General features: G+C 73.4%; 20 protein-coding genes. 10 read left to right on the top strand and 10 right to left on the bottom strand.

Going from position 1 to position 19,476, the window contains the following annotated elements; translation table 11 throughout:
* Positions 1-13: 13 nt before the first annotated feature.
* Positions 14-406, top strand: a complete 393-nt coding sequence (locus ACIP84_RS04385; protein ID WP_401794330.1) for a tyrosinase cofactor — start codon at positions 14-16, stop codon at positions 404-406.
* A 23-nt stretch (positions 407-429) separates the two neighbouring features.
* Positions 430-1,257, top strand: a complete 828-nt coding sequence (locus ACIP84_RS04380; protein ID WP_355965441.1) for a tyrosinase family protein — start codon at positions 430-432, stop codon at positions 1,255-1,257.
* A 114-nt stretch (positions 1,258-1,371) separates the two neighbouring features.
* Here ACIP84_RS04380 and ACIP84_RS04375 read toward each other — a convergent pair whose 3' ends face one another.
* Both ACIP84_RS04375 and ACIP84_RS04370 read right to left on the bottom strand, forming a co-directional pair.
* Complete coding sequence (locus tag ACIP84_RS04375; RefSeq protein ID WP_401794326.1) at positions 1,372-3,732, bottom strand: ATP-binding cassette domain-containing protein; 2,361 nt, start codon at positions 3,730-3,732, stop codon at positions 1,372-1,374.
* A gap of 273 nt (positions 3,733-4,005) precedes the next feature.
* Entirely contained in the window at positions 4,006-5,085 is a 1,080-nt protein-coding gene (locus ACIP84_RS04370; protein WP_401794323.1) for an LLM class flavin-dependent oxidoreductase, read from the bottom strand.
* 98 nt (positions 5,086-5,183) lie between these two features.
* On the opposite strand from ACIP84_RS04370, the gene ACIP84_RS04365 reads away from it, so the two are divergent.
* The 6 genes from ACIP84_RS04365 to ACIP84_RS04340 all read left to right on the top strand — a co-directional run bounded on the left by ACIP84_RS04365 (position 5,184) and on the right by ACIP84_RS04340 (position 9,982).
* Positions 5,184-5,675, top strand: coding sequence for a hypothetical protein (locus ACIP84_RS04365; protein WP_401794320.1), 492 nt, complete (start codon positions 5,184-5,186; stop codon positions 5,673-5,675).
* Entirely contained in the window at positions 5,675-6,199 is a 525-nt protein-coding gene (locus ACIP84_RS04360; protein WP_401794317.1) for a GNAT family N-acetyltransferase, read from the top strand. The genes ACIP84_RS04365 and ACIP84_RS04360 overlap by 1 nt, the downstream gene beginning before the upstream one ends.
* Before the next feature lie 107 nt (positions 6,200-6,306).
* Complete coding sequence (locus tag ACIP84_RS04355) at positions 6,307-6,522, top strand: dodecin (protein ID WP_355965432.1); 216 nt, start codon at positions 6,307-6,309, stop codon at positions 6,520-6,522.
* Positions 6,523-6,821: 299 nt separating this feature from the next.
* The gene (locus ACIP84_RS04350; protein WP_401795661.1) at positions 6,822-8,069 is read left to right on the top strand and encodes an extracellular solute-binding protein; all 1,248 of its coding nucleotides are present in this window, start codon (positions 6,822-6,824) and stop codon (positions 8,067-8,069) included.
* A 138-nt stretch (positions 8,070-8,207) separates the two neighbouring features.
* A complete protein-coding gene (locus ACIP84_RS04345) occupies positions 8,208-9,077 on the top strand; it encodes a GNAT family N-acetyltransferase (RefSeq protein ID WP_401794314.1) in 870 nt (289 codons plus the stop codon).
* The gene (locus ACIP84_RS04340) at positions 9,074-9,982 is read left to right on the top strand and encodes a lysophospholipid acyltransferase family protein (protein ID WP_355965429.1); all 909 of its coding nucleotides are present in this window, start codon (positions 9,074-9,076) and stop codon (positions 9,980-9,982) included. The genes ACIP84_RS04345 and ACIP84_RS04340 overlap by 4 nt, the downstream gene beginning before the upstream one ends.
* Here ACIP84_RS04340 and egtD read toward each other — a convergent pair.
* The 4 genes from egtD to egtA are packed head-to-tail and all read right to left on the bottom strand — an operon-like array spanning position 9,877 to position 14,172.
* Positions 9,877-10,842 (bottom strand): L-histidine N(alpha)-methyltransferase, encoded by a 966-nt coding sequence (gene egtD, locus ACIP84_RS04335; RefSeq protein ID WP_401794311.1) that lies wholly within the window; start codon positions 10,840-10,842, stop codon positions 9,877-9,879. The two genes, ACIP84_RS04340 and egtD, sit on opposite strands and share 106 nt — an antisense overlap.
* The gene (gene egtC, locus ACIP84_RS04330; RefSeq protein ID WP_401794309.1) at positions 10,839-11,591 is read right to left on the bottom strand and encodes an ergothioneine biosynthesis protein EgtC; all 753 of its coding nucleotides are present in this window, start codon (positions 11,589-11,591) and stop codon (positions 10,839-10,841) included. The genes egtD and egtC overlap by 4 nt, the downstream gene beginning before the upstream one ends.
* On the bottom strand, positions 11,591-12,916 hold the full coding sequence (gene egtB / locus ACIP84_RS04325) for an ergothioneine biosynthesis protein EgtB (protein ID WP_401794308.1): 1,326 nt from the start codon (positions 12,914-12,916) through the stop codon (positions 11,591-11,593). Before egtB ends, egtC begins: the two co-directional genes overlap by 1 nt.
* A complete protein-coding gene (gene egtA, locus ACIP84_RS04320) occupies positions 12,913-14,172 on the bottom strand; it encodes an ergothioneine biosynthesis glutamate--cysteine ligase EgtA (protein ID WP_401794306.1) in 1,260 nt (419 codons plus the stop codon). The genes egtB and egtA overlap by 4 nt, the downstream gene beginning before the upstream one ends.
* A 224-nt stretch (positions 14,173-14,396) precedes the next feature.
* Between egtA and ACIP84_RS04315 the strand changes: the two genes are divergently transcribed.
* Both ACIP84_RS04315 and ACIP84_RS04310 read left to right on the top strand, forming a co-directional pair.
* The gene (locus ACIP84_RS04315; protein ID WP_401794303.1) at positions 14,397-15,230 is read left to right on the top strand and encodes a TIGR02452 family protein; all 834 of its coding nucleotides are present in this window, start codon (positions 14,397-14,399) and stop codon (positions 15,228-15,230) included.
* A gap of 77 nt (positions 15,231-15,307) precedes the next feature.
* Positions 15,308-15,478 (top strand): hypothetical protein, encoded by a 171-nt coding sequence (locus ACIP84_RS04310; RefSeq protein ID WP_355965418.1) that lies wholly within the window; start codon positions 15,308-15,310, stop codon positions 15,476-15,478.
* 173 nt (positions 15,479-15,651) lie between these two features.
* Here the strand turns inward: ACIP84_RS04310 and ACIP84_RS04305 are convergent, their stop codons facing one another.
* The 4 genes from ACIP84_RS04305 to ACIP84_RS04290 form a co-directional block, all read right to left on the bottom strand.
* The gene (locus tag ACIP84_RS04305; RefSeq protein ID WP_401794300.1) at positions 15,652-17,067 is read right to left on the bottom strand and encodes an SPFH domain-containing protein; all 1,416 of its coding nucleotides are present in this window, start codon (positions 17,065-17,067) and stop codon (positions 15,652-15,654) included.
* An 83-nt stretch (positions 17,068-17,150) separates the two neighbouring features.
* A complete protein-coding gene (locus ACIP84_RS04300; RefSeq protein WP_266971690.1) occupies positions 17,151-17,381 on the bottom strand; it encodes a hypothetical protein in 231 nt (76 codons plus the stop codon).
* Between the two features lie 14 nt (positions 17,382-17,395).
* Entirely contained in the window at positions 17,396-18,103 is a 708-nt protein-coding gene (locus tag ACIP84_RS04295) for an alpha/beta fold hydrolase (protein WP_401794297.1), read from the bottom strand.
* Between the two features lie 42 nt (positions 18,104-18,145).
* Positions 18,146-19,408 (bottom strand): MFS transporter, encoded by a 1,263-nt coding sequence (locus tag ACIP84_RS04290; RefSeq protein WP_401794294.1) that lies wholly within the window; start codon positions 19,406-19,408, stop codon positions 18,146-18,148.
* Between the last annotated feature and the right edge of the window lie 68 nt (positions 19,409-19,476).

Below are 19,476 nucleotides of genomic sequence, written 5' to 3'. Positions count from 1 at the left end.
ATTTGGGGGTTTCATGTCCAGCATCACCCGCCGCCGGGTCCTCGGCGTCGCGGCCGGGGCCGCAGGGGCCGCCGCGGGCCTCGCCCTGGCCGGATCCGCCATGGCCGACGGTCCCCGAGCCGCCGCTCCCGCGGCCGGCCCGGCACCGGCGTCCTTCGACGAGGTCTACCAGGGCCGCCGCATCAAGGGCGGGCCCGCGCACGGCGGAGGCCACCACGGGGGGCACCACGGAGGGGGCTACTCCGTGACGATCGACGGCGAGGAACTGCACGTCATGCAGAACGCCGACGGCACCTGGATCAGCGTGATCAACCACTACGAGCCCGTCGCCACGCCCAAGTCGCTGGCCCGTGCGGCCGTCCGCGAACTCCAGGGCGCCCCGCTCGTACCCCTCACCCTCGGCTGATCGATCCAGGAGCGGCACTCGTCATGACCGTACGCAAGAACCAGGCCTCCCTCACCGCCGACGAGAAGCGGCGCTTCGTCAACGCCGTCCTGGAGCTCAAGCGCTCCGGGCGGTACGACACCTTCGTCACCACCCACAACGCCTTCATCATGAGCGACACCGACAACGGCGACCGCGTCGGCCACCGCTCGCCGTCGTTCCTGCCCTGGCACCGGCGCTTCCTCATAGAGTTCGAGCAGGCGCTGCAGTCCGTCGACCCGACGGTCAACCTCCCCTACTGGGACTGGACGGCCGACCGCACCTCCCGCTCCTCGCTCTGGGCGCCCGACTTCCTCGGCGGCACCGGGCGCGCCCGTGACGGCCAGGTGCTCGACGGCCCGTTCGCCCGCAGCGGCAACCGCTGGACGATCACCGTCCGCGTCGACGGCCGCGACTACCTGCGGCGCGATCTCGGCGCGGGCGGCCGCCAGCTCCCCACCCGGGCCGAGGTCGACTCCGTCCTCGCCATGGAGACCTATGACACCGCTCCCTGGAACAGCTCGTCGGACGGTTTCCGCAACCACCTGGAGGGCTGGCGCGGTGTGAACCTCCACAACCGCGTCCACGTCTGGGTCGGCGGCCAGATGGGCACCGGGGTCTCCCCGAACGACCCGGTCTTCTGGCTGCACCACGCCTTCATCGACAAGCTGTGGGCCGACTGGCAGGCCCGCCACCCCCGGTCGCCGTACCTGCCGGCCGCGGGCACCGCGAACGTCGTCGACCTCGGCGACACCATGCGTCCGTGGAACGACGTGACCCCGGCGGACATGCTCGACCACACCCGCCACTACACCTTCGACACGGCGGCCTGATCCCGCCGGGCCCGGACCTCGTTCCTGAGGGCCCGAGCCCGCCGGGCCGGGTCTCCGCTCCGGCGGCCCGGCCCGGCGGGGCCGTGCGGCGCGGCCCGGCCCCGCCGTACGGTCTCAGCCCCGTGCGGCGGGCGCCAGGGCGCGGAGCAGATACGGCGCGGTGCGGCTCTCCGCCGCCCGCGCCACCCGGTCCGGGGGACCCGCGGCAACGATCCGGCCGCCCTCGTCGCCGCCGCCCGGGCCGAGGTCGAGCACCCAGTCCGCGGTGGCGACCACGTCCATGTCGTGCTCGACGACGATCACCGAGTGACCGGCGTCCACAAGGCCGTGGAGCTGCCGCATCAGGACCTCGACGTCCGCCGGGTGCAGACCCGTCGTCGGCTCGTCCAGGACGTACAGCGTGGGGGAGCGGTGCGGCCGCTGGAGCTCGGACGCGAGCTTGATGCGCTGTGCCTCGCCCCCGGACAGCTCCGTCGCGGGCTGCCCGAGCCGCAGATAGCCGAGGCCCACGTCGAGCAGGGCGCGCAGGCTCCGGGCGGCCGCGGGCGTGTCCTCGAAGAACACGGCGGCGGACTCGACGGTGAGATCGAGGACCTCCGCGATGGTGAGTCCCCGCAGCCGCACCTGGAGGGTCTCGGGGTTGTAGCGGGCGCCGTGGCAGTCGGGGCAGGGCGCGTACGTACTGGGCAGGAACAGCAGCTCGACGGAGACGAAGCCCTCGCCCTGGCAGGTCTCGCACCGGCCGCCAGGGACATTGAAGGAGAAGCGCCCCGCCTTGTAGCCGCGGGCCCGGGCCTCCTCGGTCTCCGTGAACAGCTTGCGCACCACGTCGAACAGGCCCGTGTACGTGGCCAGGTTGGAGCGTGGGGTGCGCCCGATCGGACGCTGATCCACCGTCACCAGGCGCCCCACCCCGGAGAGTTCCCCGGTGAGCGCCCCCACGAGCGTCGACTTTCCCGAGCCCGAGACGCCGGTGACCGCCGTCAGGACCCCGACGGGGAAGGCGGCGTCGACCGACCGCAGATTGTGCCGGGTGACCGGCCCCGTCCGCAGCCAGCCGGCCGGTGCGCGCACCTCCCGCGCGGGGCCCGGCACCCGGTCGAAGAGGAAACGGCGGGTCGCGGAGGCCCCGACGTCCGCGAGTCCGCCCGGCGGCCCGCTGTGCAGGACCCGCCCGCCGTGCACCCCGGCGAGCGGTCCGACGTCCACGAGCCAGTCGGCGTGCCGGATCACGTCGAGGTGGTGCTCGACGACGAAGACGGAGTTCCCGGCGGCCTTGAGCCGGTCGAGCACCACGAGCAGTGCCTCCGTGTCCGCCGGGTGCAGACCCGCGGAGGGCTCGTCCAGGACGTACACCACACCGAAGAGCCCCGAGCGCAGCTGGGTGGCGAGGCGCAGCCGCTGGAGCTCGCCGTTGGAGAGGGTGGGGGTGGCCCGGTCCAGACTGAGATAGCCGAGGCCGAGCTCCGTCACGGTCGCGATCCGGGCGACGAGGTCCTCGGTCAGGACGCGCGCGGTCTCCCCGTCCTCCGCCGCCGCGGCGGAGAGGAGTGCGGCCAGCGCCGTCAGCGGCAGCGACGCAAGGTCGGCGATGGTGCGGCCGGCGAACGTCACCGCGAGCGCCTCCGGCCGCAGCCGGCCGCCGCCGCAGACCGGGCAGGGCGCGCTGGTGAGGAACCGCTCGGCCTTCGCCCGCAGGGTGGGGCTCTTCGAATCGGCGAAGGTCCGCAGGACGTAGCGCCGGGCACTCATGTACGTGCCCTGATAGGGGCGTTGGATGCGGTCCGCGTCCCGTACCGGATGGACCGTGACGACCGGCTGCTCGTCCGTGAAGAGGATCCACTCCCGGTCCTTCGCGTCGAGCTCGCGCCACGGCCGGTCGACGTCGTACCCGAGCGTGTCGAGGACGTCCCGCAGGTTCTTCCCCTGCCAGGCACCCGGCCAGGCGGCGATGGCCCCCTGACGGATCGACAGCTCGGGGTCCGGAACGAGGAGTTCCTCACTCGTGTCGTGGACACGGCCGAGTCCGTGGCACGAAGGGCAGGCGCCCGCGACCGTGTTGGGCGAGAAGGCGTCGGAGTCGAGCCGCTCCGCGCCCTCCGGATAGCTGCCCGCCCGGGAGAACAGCATGCGGAGCGAGTTGGAGAGGGTGGTGACCGTGCCGACGGACGAGCGGGCGTTCGGGGAGGACCGGCGCTGTTCCAGGGAGACCGCCGGCGGGAGCCCGGTGATCTCACCGACCGCGGGCGCGCCCACCTGGTGGATCAGCCGGCGCGCGTACGGCGCCACCGACTCGAAGTAGCGCCGCTGGGCCTCCGCGTAGATCGTGCCGAAGGCCAGGGACGACTTGCCGGATCCGGAGACCCCGGTGAAGACGACGAGCGCGTCGCGGGGGATGTCGACGTCCACCCCGGCGAGGTTGTGCTCACGGGCTCCGCGGACACGGACGTACGGATCATGACGGCTTTCGGGCATACCGTGATTTTATCCGGCGAACCGGGAAGCCCCTCGCTCGCCGGGGTGTGGCGGCGCCCGCATACCGGGAGCGGCCCAGCGCCCTCCCTGGAGGGCCGCATGGACGATCGTGCAGGCGGTGCCCCGGGCGTGCCGCCCGGCGGAACCCGCTCCGGCAGCGCGCCCGAGCTCTGGCCCTTCTGTGCCTGGCGGCGGTGGGAGTAGCCTTCCAGCTCAGCACCCCGAGAGAACTGACCGGCCCCGTTCTTCGCCGCCGATCCGCGTTCTACGCGGTCACCGGACCCCGTCCGCCGCCCCTGAACCGACCGCCTCCGCGATCGGGCCGAAGCCGCCCGCCTCCGCGAGCGGCGTGAGGCCGACCGCCCTCGCGAGCCTCCGGTACGACTCGCTCAGCGCCGCCCTGTCGTACGTGCTCGTCGTGACCAGGACCTCCTGCGCCCCGGTCTCCCTCACCGCCCTCTCCAGCGCATCGGCCACCCGCTCCTCCGTGCCGTGCACATGGCCGCTCAGGCCCGACTCGTAGAAACCGCGCTGCTTCTCCGTCATCGCGAGCCCCTCGATCGCCTCGGGCGCGACGAGCGGCGGGAAGACGCCCAGCGTCCGGGAGTGGGCGAGCGACCAGGCCTCCGGCATCAGCAGCCGCCGGGCCTCCGCCTCCGTCCCGGCGACCGCGACCGTACCGGCGATCACCACGTACGGCTCGGCGGACCACGGCGAGGGGCGGAACGCGGAGCGGTACGTCTCCACGGCGGCCAGCAGCCGGTCCCGGCCGCGGAGGTCGCCGATGACCAGCGGCAGTCCGGCCGCCGCGGCGATCGAGGCGCCCTCGCCGGTCGCCAGGACGAAGGGCGGCACCCGCAGCCCCTCGGCCGGCCGGGCGTGCACCTGCGGGTGGGCGGTCTGCTCGCCGGTGAACCAGCCGAGCAGCTCGCCGAGCTGCTCACCGAAGCGGTCGGCGTCGTCCTTGTCCCGCCCGAGCGCCCGGCGGATTCCGTCGGTGAAGCCGACCGAGCGGCCGACGCCCATGTCGATCCGGCCGGGGAAGAGGGACTCCAGGACGCCGAACTGCTCGGCCACCACCAGGGGCTGGTGGTTGGGGAGCATCACCCCGCCCGTACCCACCCGGATGCCCGTCGTGGCGGCGGCCACGGCGGCCGCGAGGACCGTCGGCGCGGAACCGGCGACCCCGGGCACGCTGTGGTGCTCCGACACCCAGAAGCGGTGGTAGCCGAGGGCCTCCACCTCCCGGGCGAGGCGCACGGTGTCGCGCAGCGCCTGCGGGGCGTCCTCGCCCTCCCGCGTACGGGAGCGATCGAGGACGGAGAAGCGGACGTCGCCGGGAAAGATGCTCACAAGGGGTTCAACGTCCGGGGCGGGGAGGGATTCCCGTATCGCGCTCTTGATCCACGGCGCCGGGGTGCCGGCCGCGGCCACCTTCTAGGCTGGGGCGTGTGACAGCCGAGAACCACCGGCCGCTGGCCGTCTTCGACCTGGACAACACGCTCGCCGCGACCGCCCACCGGCAGCACTTCCTGGAGCGGCGCCCCAAGGACTGGGACGCCTTCTTCGCGGCGGCGCCCGACGACCCGCCGCTGGACGAGGGGATCGCGCTGTGCCGCGAGGCGGCCGGGGAGTGCGACGTCGTCTACCTCACCGGACGCCCGGAGCGCTGCCGCAGGGACACCCTGGCCTGGCTGGCGGCGCAGGGGCTCCCCGAGGGGCCGATCCACATGCGCCGCAACCGGGACTTCCGCCCGGCCCGGGTGACCAAGGTGGAGATCCTGCGGCGGCTGGGCGCCGACCGCGCGATCAGGATGCTCGTCGACGACGACATGCTGGTCTGCGACGCGGCCGAGGAGGCCGGCTTCCCCGTCGTACGCGCCCGGTGGGCGGCCCCCTCCGAGGAACTGAGGGACGCCCAGGAGAAGGAGGGCCGGACCTGATGGGCACGGAGCGGTCCACCGCGGCGCCGGCGGTGGTGCGGCTGGCGGCCTACGACCGGTCCGAGATCTTCGGGGACGCCGCCGACCCGTTCGGGGTGGACGCGTGGGGTCTGGTCTGGCTGCCCAAGGAGCACCACTTCGGGATCAGGGCGGACGGGCGGCTCCTCGCCCACGCGGGGCTCCTCGTGCTGCCCCTGTCGGTCGGTGGGAGCCGGATGGACGTGGTGGGTCTCGGAGGGGTCGCCGTCGCCTCGGACCAGCGGGGCCGCGGGCTCGCCGCCCGGGTGGTGGGCGGTGCCCTCGCGCATGCGCGGACGCTGGGGCCCGAGTTCGCGCTGCTGTTCTGCCGCCCGGAGGTCTCCGGCCTCTACGCGCGGCTCGGGTGGAACGAGGTGGAGGGCGAGGTGGAGGTGGAGCAGCCCGACGGTCCGGCGACGATGCCGCTGCGCACGATGTGGTTCCCGCTCCGGACGGGAAGCCGGTGGCCGGAGGGGCCGGTCCGGCTGCATTCCCGGCCGATGTGACGCCGAGGTGACCCCGCTGCGACGCGGGAGGGCGGTCCACCTCGACTCGCGGCGGTCTCCGGTTCCGTGCAGTGTGGATGGAGTCGGAACGCGAAGGAGAGGCCGCCATGGGAGATCACGTCTACCGCGTCACGGAGATCGTCGGGTCGTCCTCGGAAGGCGTCGACACCGCCATCCGGAACGGGATCACCCGCGCCTGCGAAACGCTGCGCTCGGTCGACTGGTTCGAGGTCACCGAGATCCGCGGTCACGTCGAGGACGGGCAGGTCGCCCATTTCCAGGTGGGCATGAAGGTCGGCTTCCGCCTGGAGGAGCCCACCTAGAGCCCGCCCTTCGCCCGAAGCTCCCGACGATGCCTCAGCGGCGTCGCTCGGGGGCTTTGTCGTGCTTCCTCTTCGGGCGCACAGTGGATCAAAGGTCACCGATGGGGAGTTACCTGAGGTAACGGAACCCATGGTGCGCTCGCGGTGACCAACGGGATGGTCAAGGACTTGACCATCCCGTTGGTCCAGACCAGAATCCAGGCCACATACCCGCGCGAACACCCCGTTCGGTCCCCCCATGTCGGGTCAGCCCCCCATGCACGCACGACCCTGTGCTGAACCCGCAGAAGGTGACCTACGTGAAGAACCGCCATCTGGCCTGCCCCCTGGCAGCCGCCACAGCGCTCGCCCTCGCCGGCTGCGGGATGCTCCCGGGCGGCGGTGGGACGAAGACCGTCAACGTCTGGCTCATGCGGGACAGCGTCAGCGAGGACTTCCTCAACCGCTTCACCGAGGCGTACGAGGAGGAGCACGACGGCGTCGAACTCCAGGTCACCATCCAGGACTGGACCGGCATCGGGAAGAAGGTCACCGAAGCCATCCAGGGCTCCGGCGGACCCGACGTCATCGAGGTCGGCAACACCCAGGTCGCCCAGTACGCCGACACCGAGAAGCTCTTCGACCTCACCCTGGAATCGGTCCGCGACCTCGGCAGCGAGGACTGGCTGCCCGGTCTCGCCGAGCCCGGCAGCATCGGCGGATCCCAGTACGGCATCCCCTGGTACGCGGCGAACCGCATCGTCATCTACAACAAGGACCTGTTCGCCGACGCCGGCATCGACAAGCCGCCGGCCACCCGCGCCCAGTGGCTCGCCGACACCGAGAAGCTCAACAGCAAGGGCACCCAGGGCATCTACCTCGCCGGCCAGGACTGGTACACCCTCGCCGGGTTCATCTGGGACGAGGGCGGCGAACTCGCCACCGACAAGGGCGGCGAGTGGACCGGTGCGCTCGAGAGCGCGGCGGCCCGGCGCGGCATGGCCTACTACAAGGAACTCCAGTCCCTCGGCTCCGGCCCCAAGGACGCCGACGAGCAGAACCCGCCGCAGGCCGACGTCTTCGCCAAGGGCGACGTGGCCCAGCTCATCGCCGCGCCCAGTGCCGTCGCCGCGATCCTCAAGGCCAACCCGGCCCTCAAGGACAAGCTCGGCTACTTCCCGATACCCGGCGCCAAGGAAGGCCAGCCCTGCGCCGTCTTCACCGGCGGCTCCGACCTCATCATCCCGGAGAACGCGCCCCAGCGCGGCGCCGCCGTCGACGTCGTCAAGGCGCTCGCCGGCGAGAAGTGGCAGACCGATCTCGCCCGCACCATGGGCTACGTGCCCAACAAGAAGGGCCTCGCCTCCGTCGTCGCCGGCCAGGAGGCCACCGCCGTCATGGCCAGGGGCGCCGCGCACGGCCGCGCCACCCCCAACTCCCCCCAGTGGGCCGACGTCGAGGCCGACAACCCCATCAAGCCCTACATGACGGCCGTCCTCCAGGGCGAGGACCCGCTGGAGGCCGCCAAGCGGGCCTCGGCCGAGATCACGGACACCCTCGCCGAATAGCATTCAGCGCCTCCACACCCGCGGGTCCCCGGACGGTCATGTCGAATCCAGCCGGTGACGGAAGAAGTAAGGAGCCGGGCCACCGCTCACACGGTCCGGCACCGCCCCTTACCCTTCCGTACGCCGGAGGAGCCCGACATGGCCGCACCGACCCCCACGCTCGCCGTCCCCGCCCAGCCGCTCGCCGTCCCCGCCCAGCCCCGGCCCCTCATCGAGCAGCCCGCGCCCGGGGCCCTCGCCGAGCAGGCGGCGCCGCAGGCCCCGGCCGCGGAGCCCGCCCCCCGCTACCTCGTCGGGCTCGCCCGCGACCAGGAGGACGTCCGCGCCGCCCAGCGGCTGCGCCACCAGGTCTTCGCCGGCGAACTCGGCGCCCGGCTCGACGGCCCGGAGCCCGGCCTCGACATCGATGCCTTCGACGCGTACTGCGACCACCTCCTCGTACGGGAGGAGACCACCGGCGAGATCGTCGGCACCTACCGCATCCTGCCGCCCGAGCGGGCCGCGGTCGCCGGGCGCCTCTACTCCGAGAGCGAGTTCGACCTCACCCGGCTCGCCCCCATCCGGCACGACCTGGTCGAGGTCGGGCGCTCCTGCGTCCACCCCGCCCACCGCAACGGCGCCGTCATCGCCCTCATCTGGGCCGGACTCGCCCGCTACATGACGAACACCGGCCACAACTGGCTCACCGGCTGCTGCTCCCTCCCGCTCGCCGACGGCGGCACCCTCGCCGCCGCCACCTGGGACACGGTCAAGGCCAAGCACCTCGCCCCCGAGGAGTACCGGGTCACCCCGCACAAGCTCTGGAGCCCCGAAGGCATCACCCGCCCCGAGGGCCGCACCGAGCTGCCGCCGCTGCTCCGCGGCTACCTCCGGCTCGGCGCCTGGGTCTGCGGCGCCCCCGCACACGACCCCGACTTCGGCGTCGCCGACCTCCACGTCCTGCTCTCGCTGCGCCGCACCAACCCGCGCTACCTCAACCACTTCCTCTCGCTCGCCCCGGCACGGTGAACGGGACCACGGCCCTCTCGCCGTGGCTCCCCACGGCGCCCTGCACCCCGGGCCACTGCGCCGCCCATCCCGAGCCAGCCCCCCGCCGGAGCGGCGGCGACACGGAACCGGCCGGCGTCGTCCGGGCCGTGGTCCGGCTGATCGCCGGCCTCGGCGCCGTCCTCCTCGGCCTCCTCCTCGCCCCGCCGGCCGGCCTTCTGCCGGCCGCCACCCGGCTCACCCTCGTCCGGTACTGGATGCGGGCCGTGGTCCGCGCCTTCGGCGTCCACGCCCGGTACGAGGGACCGCCCGCCCCGGCCGGCGGTCCGCTCCTCGTCGTCGCCAACCACGTCTCCTGGCTCGACATACCGCTGATCGCCGCCGTCCTGCCGGGCCGCACGGTCGCCAAGTCGGAGGTGCGCCGCTGGCCCGTGCTCGGCACGCTCGCCGCGCTCGGCGGCACCCTCTTCATCGACCGGGAAGGGATCATGACGCTGCCCGCCACCGTGCGGACCGTGGCGGGCGTGCTCGCGGGCGGCGGCCGCGTGGTCGTCTTCCCCGAGGGCTCGACCTGGTGCGGACGGGAACGCGGCCGGTTCCGCCCGGCCGCGTTCCAGGCCGCACTCGACGCCGGTTGCGCGGTGCGGCCGGTACGGCTCGACTACCGGCCCACGGACGCCGCCGCGTACGTCGGGGCCGACCCGCTCGGCTCCTCCTTGTGGCGGGTGGTCTCCACCCGCCGGCTCACCGCCGTCGTCCGGCTCCGGGAACCCCTGCCCGGAGCCCTGTACCCGGACCGCCGTGCCCTGGCGGCGGCCGCTCAGCGGGCGGTGGCGAGCGACAGCGCGAACCTGCCCTCGCTGTCGGTCCACCAGCGGTCGAGGTCGAGGTCCGCCTCCGCGAGCTCGGCCCGGACGCCCGCCTGACGGAACTTCGCGGACACCTCCGTCCGCATCTCCTCGCCCGCCGCGAACGGCACCACGAGATCCAGCTCAGGGATCTTCACGGTCAGCGCGCGGCGGGCCCGCAGCCGCATCTCGATCCACTCCCGCTCGCGGTCCCACACCGCCACGTGGTCGAAGGCGTCCGGGTCGAAGTCCGCGCCCAGCTCCCGGTCGATCACCGCGAGCACGTTCTTGTTGAAGGCCGCCGTCACCCCGGACGAGTCGTCGTACGCGGCGACGAGCGTCGACTCGTCCTTCACCAGGTCCGTGCCGAGCAGCAGCGCGTCGCCGGGCGTGAGCATCGCCCGTACGGAGCGGAGGAAGGTCCGCCGCTCGCCGGGCAGCAGGTTGCCGATCGTGCCGCCGAGGAAGGCCACCAGGCGCGGCCCCGGCGTCCCGGGCAGCGCGAGCCCCCGGGTGAAGTCGGCGACGAGGGCGTGGACGTGCAGCCCCGGCCGCTCGGCGAGCAGCGACTCCGCGGCCCCGGTCAGCGCGGACTCGCTCACGTCCACCGGCACGTAGCCTTCCAGGCCCGGCAGCAGCGCGTCGATCAGGAACCGGGTCTTCTCCGAGGAGCCGGAACCCAGCTCCACCAGCGTTCTGGCGCCGGTGGCGGCGGCGATGTCCGGCGCCCGCTCCTTCAGGATCTCCCGCTCGGCCCGGGTCGGGTAGTACTCGGGCAGCCGGGTGATCTCCTCGAAGAGCTCGCTGCCCCGGGCGTCGTAGAACCACTTCGGTGGCAGCTCCTTGGGGGAGCGGTTGAGCCCGTGGAGGACGTCGGCGCGAAGATCGGCGCCGGCGGCGTCCGGGGCGAGGGTGCGGGTCAGCTGGAACGGGCTCACGCGGAGGGCTCCTTGAGCGGGGAGAGGGTGACGTCGGTGCGGGTGGCGGTCACGAGCGTGTGCCCGGGAACCTCCTGCCAGCGCGGATCGTCGTCGTACGGTTCGGAGGCCACGACCACCCGGTCGGGGCCCGTCAGGTACCACAGGCTGTTCTCCCAGGCGGTCGCCGCGATCAGCGACCCGTCGGTGAGCAGCAGGGTGAGGCCGGAGCCGGGGGCCGCCTCGGCGACCTCCCGCACCGTGTCGGCCAGGGCGCGGCCCGGCGCGTCGCCTGACCGCAGTCGGTGCAGGACGAGCGCCCAGACCAGCGCCGAGTCGGTCCGCGCCTCGAGCCCGAGCAGCTCGCCGGCCGGGAGGGTCGCGGCGAGCGGTGCGAGCGAGCCGGGCCAGCCCCTGACGGCGCCGTTGTGGCTGAACAGCCAGGGCCCGGCGGCGAACGGCGCCGCGGCGGCCTCCCCGTCGGCGCCCGGCAGGGTCGCCCCGCGCACCGCGGCGAGCAGCGCACGGGAGCGCACCACCCGGGCCAGGTCGGCGAAGGAGAGGTCGCCCCAGAGGGGACCGGAGCGCCGGTACCGGGCCGGCACCGGATCGTCCTCGGCGTACCAGCCCACCCCGAACCCGTCGGCGTTCACCACGCCACTGGTCTGCTGACGGGGCTCCCAGGACTGGCGCAGCAGCGCGTGCTCCGGCTCGACGAGCAGCTCGCCCAGCGCCACCGGTTCGCCCACGGAGGCGATGTGACGGCACATCAGGAGAGCTCCGCGCTGCGGGCCGTACGGAAGCCGGAGAAGATCTGGCGCCGCACCGGCAGGTCCCAGTTGCGGAAGGTCCCCCGGCAGGCGACCGGGTCGACGGCGAAGGAGCCGCCGCGCAGCACCTTGTGGTCGGGGCCGAAGAACACCTCCGAGTACTCCTTGTACGGGAACACGGTGAAGCCCGGGTACGGCAGGAAGTCGCTCGCCGTCCACTCCCACACATCACCGATCAACTGCCGTACGCCGAGCGGCGACGCGCCCGCCGGATAGCTGCCCGCGGCGGCCGGCCGCAGGTGCCGCTGGCCGAGGTTGGCGTGCTCGGGACCCGGATCGGCGTCACCCCACGGATAGCGGCGCGAGCGCCCGGAGTCCGGGTCGTACCGGGCGGCCTTCTCCCACTCGGCCTCGGTCGGCAGCCGCCGGCCCGCCCAGCGCGCGTAGGCGTCCGCCTCGTACCAGCTCACGTGCAGGACGGGCTCGTCGTCAGGTACCGGCTCGGTGACCCCGAACCGGCGGCGCAGCCACTGGGCGCCGTCCCGGCGCCAGAACAGCGGGGCCGCGATGTCGTGCTCCCTGATCTGCGCCCAGCCCTCGGGCCGCCACCAGCGCCGGTCCGTGTAGCCGCCGTCGGCCATGAAGGCCAGATAGGCGCCGTTGGTGACCGGCACGGTGTCGATGTGGAAGGCGGGCACCATCCGCACGTGCGCAGGGCGCTCGTTGTCCAGCGCCCACGGCTCCTCCGACGTCCCCATGGTGAACGGGCCACCGGGCACCAGGATCTCGGCGGGAAGCGGGCCGCTCCGCAGGGGCGGCGGCGGGGGAGCGGTCAGCGCCGAGGGGCCCTTCCGCAGCTGATGGGTGATCAGCATCGTCTCGTCGTGCTGCTGTTCGTGCTGGGCGACGAGGCCGAAGGCGAAGGCTGCGCGGAGCAGTGGACGCTCGTCGAACTCGGCGCGCTCCAGCACGTCGAGGACCCTCAGCCGTACGTCGGCGGCGTAGGTCCGTGCCTCGCCCGGTGCGAGCAGCGGCAGCGAGGGGCGGGCGGACCTCGGGTGCTCGAAGGCGTCGTAGAGCGTGTCGATCTCGGGCCGCAGGGCCTCCTGCCCGCCGACGGCCCGGCACAGCCACAACTCCTCCTGGTTGCCGATGTGCGCCAGGTCCCAGACCAGCGGCGACATCAAGGGGGAGTGCTGGGCGGTGAGTTCACCGTCCTCGACGCAGGAGGTGAGCAGCGCCGTTCGGGCCCGCGCTGCGGTCAGGGCGTCCAGGGCGTGCCGGCGCAGGGCCTCGGGGCCCAGCTCGGTCCGGGTCTCCGTCATGTCGTCAGCACCTCCAGGTCGTCGGCCGGGCAGCTCCCGGGGATCACGTACCGCTCGTGGAAGGCGGCGACGGCCTGCCGCACCTCCTCGCTCGCCCCGATCCGGGGCAGCGCGTCGAGGGCCGCGGCGAACACGGTGAGGGCGGTGGCGTGCAGCTCGGGGTCGGTCAGGCCGTCACGGGCCGCCGCCAGCCAGAGGGGGTTGCGCGGGGCGGGGGCGTAGCCGGCCCGCTCCGCCAGCGGCTTCACGGCCCGGTACACGGTCTCCGCCGCCTCAGGGTCGTCGAACACCGCCGTCGTCACGGCCACCGGCACCATCCACCCGTCCGGGCCCGGCTGCGCGTCGACCATCCGCAGTTCCAGATGGCCGCGCGGCCGCACCGGCGGGAAGAGCGTCGTCATGTGGTACCGCAGGTCGTCGGCGTCGGCCGGCCGGGGCTGTCCCGAGCGCAGCCAGTCGCGGAAGGTCAGCCCCTCCGGCACGGCCCACGGCCCCTCGTCGGCCCGTACGCACAGCACCGGGGTGTCCAGGACGTGGGCCGCGTAGTCGGCGCGCGGCTCCCCGTCCGGCAGGGGGGCGAGGGTCCTGCGGGGGTCGAGGTCCGCCCACAGCGCCTGCCGCGTCGAGCGCCAGCCGGTGGGACGGCCCCCGTGCAGGGGGGAGTTGGCGAAGGCCGCCACGAGCACCGCACCGAGGAGATGGGCGAGCTGCCAGCGCCGGTGGTAGCCGAGCGGCCCCGGTTCCTCCAGGCCCGCGTCCAGGCAGATCTGCACCGACGCGGAGTCGCACATCATGGCCCGACCGGCGGGTCCTGTGCGGTCGAGCGCGGCCTCCATGGCGTCGTACCGCGGCTCGTGGAGCACCCGGCCGCGGGGCGAGTGCCAGGGGTCCACCCCGTATCCGCTGAGGGTGAGGCCGAGCGGTCCGAGCGCCGACCGTACCGCCCGCAGGTCGGCCGCGAGGGAGTCGAGACATTCCATGAGCGAACCGGCCGGGCGCGAGCTGAGCTCCAGCTGCCCGCCGGGTTCGAAGGTCAGGGACGACACCAGCGGCAGGGACCGTACGGTGTCCAGGGCCGCGGCGAGCCTCGGCGGGCGGACGGGGAGCCGGGGGTCACGCAGCTCGTGCACGAGCCATTCCAGCTCCACCCCCACGGTGCGGGGCGGGCCGGTCTTGAAGCAGATACATCGCAGCAGTTCCTCCGCCTCCGCCTCGGCGAGAGGGGGTTCGCCGCCCCGTATGCCGCTGGACGACATCCGTACACCTCCTGGTCGTCAGGCCGGTCGGGACCGGCCCCGGGACGTTCTGCTTCCACCTAAAGCCACCACTGAGCGGCGTGCAAGAGCGCCCCGAACCCGCCGGACGCGCCCCCTGCGCCCCCACCAGGCTGGAAACCGCCGGGTACAGGGTCTCCGGGGACCCGGCCGGATCCCGGGAAATTCCGTTGTCCCGGGCGGGACGAAACGATCATCCTGAGGTCATGAGTGCACGACTGCGCGCGATCGCGCGGCAGACCGAGGAGATCGTTGCCGCGGGCCACTACCAGGCCCCGGACGGCCGTACCGTCTCCGTCGCGGCGGACCTCGCCGCCGCCCTGGCCGGAACGCGACTCCACGGCCCCGAGCCCGTCCCGGTCACCCCCGACACCGACCGGACGCCCACCCTCGACGTCACCGGCGAGAGCAGCCTGGCCGCCGCCCGGCGGATGACCGCCGCCGACGCGAGGCGCCCCGTGGCCGTCCTGAACTTCGCCTCCGCCCGCAACCCCGGCGGCGGCTACCTCAACGGCGCCCAGGCCCAGGAGGAGGCCCTCTGCCGCTCCTCCGGCCTGCACGCCACCCTGCTCCGCGCCCCCGACTACTACGCCCACCACCGCGAGGACCGCGACGTCCTCTACACCGACCGGGTCATCCACTCGCCCCGCGTGCCGGTCTTCCGCGACGACCGCGGCGCCCTCCTCGCCGAGCCGTTCACCGTCGGCTTCCTCACCTCGCCCGCGCCCAACGCAGGCGTCCTCCGCCGCCGCACCCCCGCCCTCGTCCACCGCCTGCCGGGCGCCCTCGCGTCCCGCGCCGAGCGCGTCCTCGAGACGGCCGCCGCGGCCGGCTACCGCCGGCTCGTGCTCGGAGCCTGGGGCTGCGGCGTCTTCCAGAACGACCCCGAACAGGTCGCCGGCGCCTTCACGACCCTGCTCACCGGGGACGGCCGCTTCGCCGGCCACTTCGAGGAGATCGTCTTCGCCGTACTGGACCGCGCCCAGGGCGCACCGACGCTGACCGCCTTCGCCCGGGTCGTCGGGGCAGCCGCCGCCTGACATGCGGCGCCCGCACCCCCGTGCCAGGCTGAGGGGATACGGACCAGCGTCCGACACCCGTCACGGGAGGCACGATCGTGGGCAAGAAACAGACCCGGACGAACCGGGGAGCCCGTACCGGCGGCCATGAGCACCGCACCGAGGCGACCACGAAGGAACAGACCTCGGCGGCTCCCAAGAGCGAGACGTCGATGCCCCTGGTGGAGCACTCGTCGCACCGCAAGGAACGGAAGTTCGGCCACAACTGACCGTGGCCGCCCCCCGGTTCGGCCACCCCTGAGTTCGGCCGCGACCTGGTCGGCCGCAGCCGGCCGGGCCGAGCGAGCACGTAGCGGGGCGGGGAGCCGACGGGGTACGAGGCCGGGGCCCGGCGCCGTCACGGCACCGGGCCCCGGCCCGTGTCCCTCCCGCACGATGTCGGCTACTCCCCGTCGCCGACCCTGATCTCGACGCTCGCCTCCGGCGCCCGCGGCGCCGGAGGCACTCCCGTGCCCAGCCGCTCCTGGGCGGCCGGGTTCATCGTGGACAGCAACTGCCGGGCCAGACCCAGACCGGTCCCGCCCATGGTCAGCGCCTTGGCGAACACGTCCGCCATGCCGTCGGCGCCGTTGAGCAGCACCATCTGGTCCACGTTCCCGAACGCCGAGGCACCCGCGGAGACGATCTCCGGCCACTTCTCGGCCAGCTGCTGCGCGACCACGGCCTCCTGGTTCTCCGCGAGCGCCGCCGCACGGGCCTTGATCGACTCGGCCTCCGCCAGACCCTTCGCCCGGGTCGCCTCCGCGACCGCGAGCCCCCTGGCGTGCTGCGCCGCCGCCTCCGCCTCACCGGTGAGCCGGGTCGCCGTCGCCTTGGCCGCGCTCGCCAGCTCGGTCTCCTTCGCATCGGCCTCGGCCGCCGAGATCCGGGCGTCACGCTCGGCCGCGGCCAGCGTCCGGGTCTCGTACGCCGTCGCGTCGGCCGGCTTGCGGACCTCCGCCTGGAGCTGCTGCTCCTTGCGGTGTCCCTCCAGCTCCGCGACCCGGGTCTCCTGGACCACGACCTCCTGGCGCGAGGCCGCCTCCGCCAGCGGACCGGCCTGCCGTGCCTTCGCGGACGCCTGGTCCCGCTCGGCCTGGTAGCCCGCCTGGAGGATCTCGCTGTCACGGGTCGCCTCCGACATGCGCGCCGCGGCCTGCTGCTCGGCCTCGGTGGCCCGCCGGTTGGCCTCGGCCTGCGCGATCCGCGCGTCCCGCTGGACGGCGGCCGCGTGCGGGGCGGCCAGGTTCTTGATGTACCCGGTCGGGTCCTCGATCTCGTGGATCTGCAGCGAGTCGACGATCAGTCCGAGCTTCTCCATCTCCGTGCCACAGGCCGAACGCGCCTGCCCGGTCAGCTTCTCCCGGTCACGGATCATGTCCTCCACGGTCAACCCGCCGACGATGGCGCGGAGATGACCGGCGAAGACGATGTGCACCCGCTCGCTCATCAGCTTCTGCTGGTCGAGGAAGCGGCGTGCTGCGTTGGCGATCGACACGAAGTCGTCACCGACCTTGAAGATCACCACACCGCGGACCTTCAGCGGAATGCCCTGGTGGGTGACGCACTCGACGGACAGCTGGGTCTCGTTGAGGTCGAGCGAGAGCTTGCGTACCGCCTGCACACCCGGCAGGACGAGCGTGCCGCGCCCGGTGACGATGCGGAACCCCATACCCGCGCCGAGGCCCTCGTTCTTGTGGTTCGAACCGGAGATGATCAGCGCCTCGTTGGGTTCCGCGACGCGCCACATCATCTTGAAGACGATGACGAGAACGGCGAAGGCGCCGACGACGGCGCCCGCGAGAATGCCGATGCCCATGGACATGGTCCCCCTTCACCGGATCCGGTGCGGATCCGGTGAAGGGAGTGTGCGCCGGTGACCGGCGCCACTCAACGGTCGCGTCAACTGTCGTACGCGGCTGTGACATAGACGGTGCGTGGAGGGAGATGTTCCATGACCATCACCACCGTTCCGACGCCGATCCGCTCCTTCGGGGAGGCCGGATGGGCGAGGAAGTGCTCGGCACCGCCCCGGATCCGGACGATCACCTCACCGACGAGACCGGGCCCGACGGTGCCGGTCACCCGGCCGAGCAGTCCCACCATCGAGGAGTCCATCGACGCGTCGTCCATGGCTGAACGGTACGTCAGACCGACTCGTCCAGCGCGGACATGAACCCGTCGAACTCGTCCCGGTGGATCGTGTGACCCGCCCCCTTCACCGTACGGAGCTCGAATCCGCGGTCCGTCAGCATCCGGGCGTGCTCAGGCCGCACCAGCGTGCTCGGATCGGCGAGGGCGACCAGGGAGGGCACCACGGGCCGGACCGGCCACATGTCGACGCCCACGAACGCCGTGAGGCCGTGCGCCGTCCCCTCGTCCCAGTCCCGCACCGACGCCATCTCCACGTCGACGTCCTCGTCCGGCCAGTGCGGGTTGAACCCCTTGATCTGCTCCCGGGTCATCGAGCTGCCCCGGACGAACATCTCCGCCCGGTAGCCGCAGGGACCCGCCGCCAGGTGCCATGCCGGGTCGGAGTACACCGCCCGGGCCGGCGCCAGCCGCTCCACCGCCCGGACGAGCGCGAGCCCGCCGAGCGAGTGGCCGATCGCCAGCTCCGCCCCGGAGGGCAGGGACTCGACGAGGTCGTCGGCGTGGTCCGCCGGCCGGTACGCCTCCGGGCCCGCGGCCCGCCCGCTCGCCCCGTGCCCCCGCAGGTCCACCGCGATCACCCGGTAGCCGCGCTCCGCGAGCGCCGGGCCGACCCGCCGCCAGGTGCGGTGGTCGGCCATCAGTCCGTGGACGAGCAGGGCGATCCGGTCGCCCGAACCCCAAGTGGTCGTGTGCAGACGCACGGTGTGGCCTTTCTGACGGTGCCGGGTGCGCGCCGACCGGGGTCAGCGCACGCTGCGGATGGGGCGCACGGCGAGCGCGCCGAGTACCGACAGTACGGCGGCGATCAAGAACAGCGCCGTGTACCCGCCACTCAGCGAGACGACGAGCGAGGCCACGAAGGGGGCGACGATCTGCGGCCCCGCGTTGGCGACGTTGAGGACGCCCATGTCACGGGCGGCGTCCTCGGCCTTCGGCAGCACCATGGTCACCAGTGCGGTGTCGACGGCCATGTAGCAGCCGAAACCGAGGCCGTTGACCGCGGAGAAGGCCAGCATCGCGGTCCAGCTCGTCGAGACGGCGGGGATGAGCAGGGCGGCGGCGGCCAGCGCGGCGGAGGCGCCCACGAAGAGCTTGCGCCGGTCGAAGCGGTCCGACAGCCAGCCGCCGAGCACGGTGGAGACCACCATGGCGACCGCGTTGAGCGGCATGAGGACCGCCACCGCCTCCTCGGGGCTCAGTCCGGCGGGCAGCTCGGTGTGGTCCTTGAGGATGTACAGCTGGAACCCGGCGACCGCGAAGTAGCCCAGGACCAGCAGGGCCCGGCCGATGAAGGCCCAGCGGAAGTCGTGGTCCCCGAGGGCGCTGCCGAAGGCCGCCAACTGCTCCTTCACCGGCAGCGGGGCCTTCGCGGGCATGCGCTGCTCGCGGGCGCAGGTCGTGAACAGCACGGCGGTGGCCGCGACGATCGCGCCGAAGACGAGATAGCCGGTGCGGTAGTCCTCGGAGAAGGCGGCGCCGACCAGGGCGCCGATCGTCGAGCCGACGGGGAGGCCGAGGCCGACGGCCGCGGACGCCTTGCCCCGGGCGGCCACGGGGACCCGGTCGGGCACCACGGAGGTCAGGGCCGCCTGGTAGACGTTCATGACGGCCTGGCCGAGGCACCAGGCGATGGTCACCAGCAGGATCGTGTGGACGCTGCCGAGGAGCAGCATCACGGGCAGCGCGAGCAGGCCGCCGGCGAGGATCCAGGGGTTGCGGCGGCCCGAGCGGTCCGACAGGGCGCCCGCCACCGGGTTGAAGACGGTGGCGAAGATCGCGGATATGCCGGAGACGAGGCCGAAGTTGGCCACCTTGTCCGCCGGGTCGATCTCCTCGATCTGGAGCGCGAGGAGCAGCCCGGGGACACCGATGTACAGGGCGTACATCGCGGTGTTCCCGGTGAGGAGCAGGGGCAGCAGCCCGCGGGCCGGCCGGCCGGGCGCGGCGGAGCCGGGTCCCGGATCGCCGTTGCCGGAAGTGGTGGAGCCGGGGGAGGAAAGGGCCACGGTGCCCTCCTGGGGAGATCGCCCGACGAGGGGCGAGAAGCGGATCGAGCGAGTAGTTACACGTGTCA

Source organism: Streptomyces sp. NPDC088707 (genome assembly GCF_044752725.1).
GTDB lineage: Bacteria > Actinomycetota > Actinomycetes > Streptomycetales > Streptomycetaceae > Streptomyces.
The sequence above is the reverse complement of the archived record's forward strand: the minus strand, read 5'-3'. Positions and strand labels throughout refer to the sequence as shown.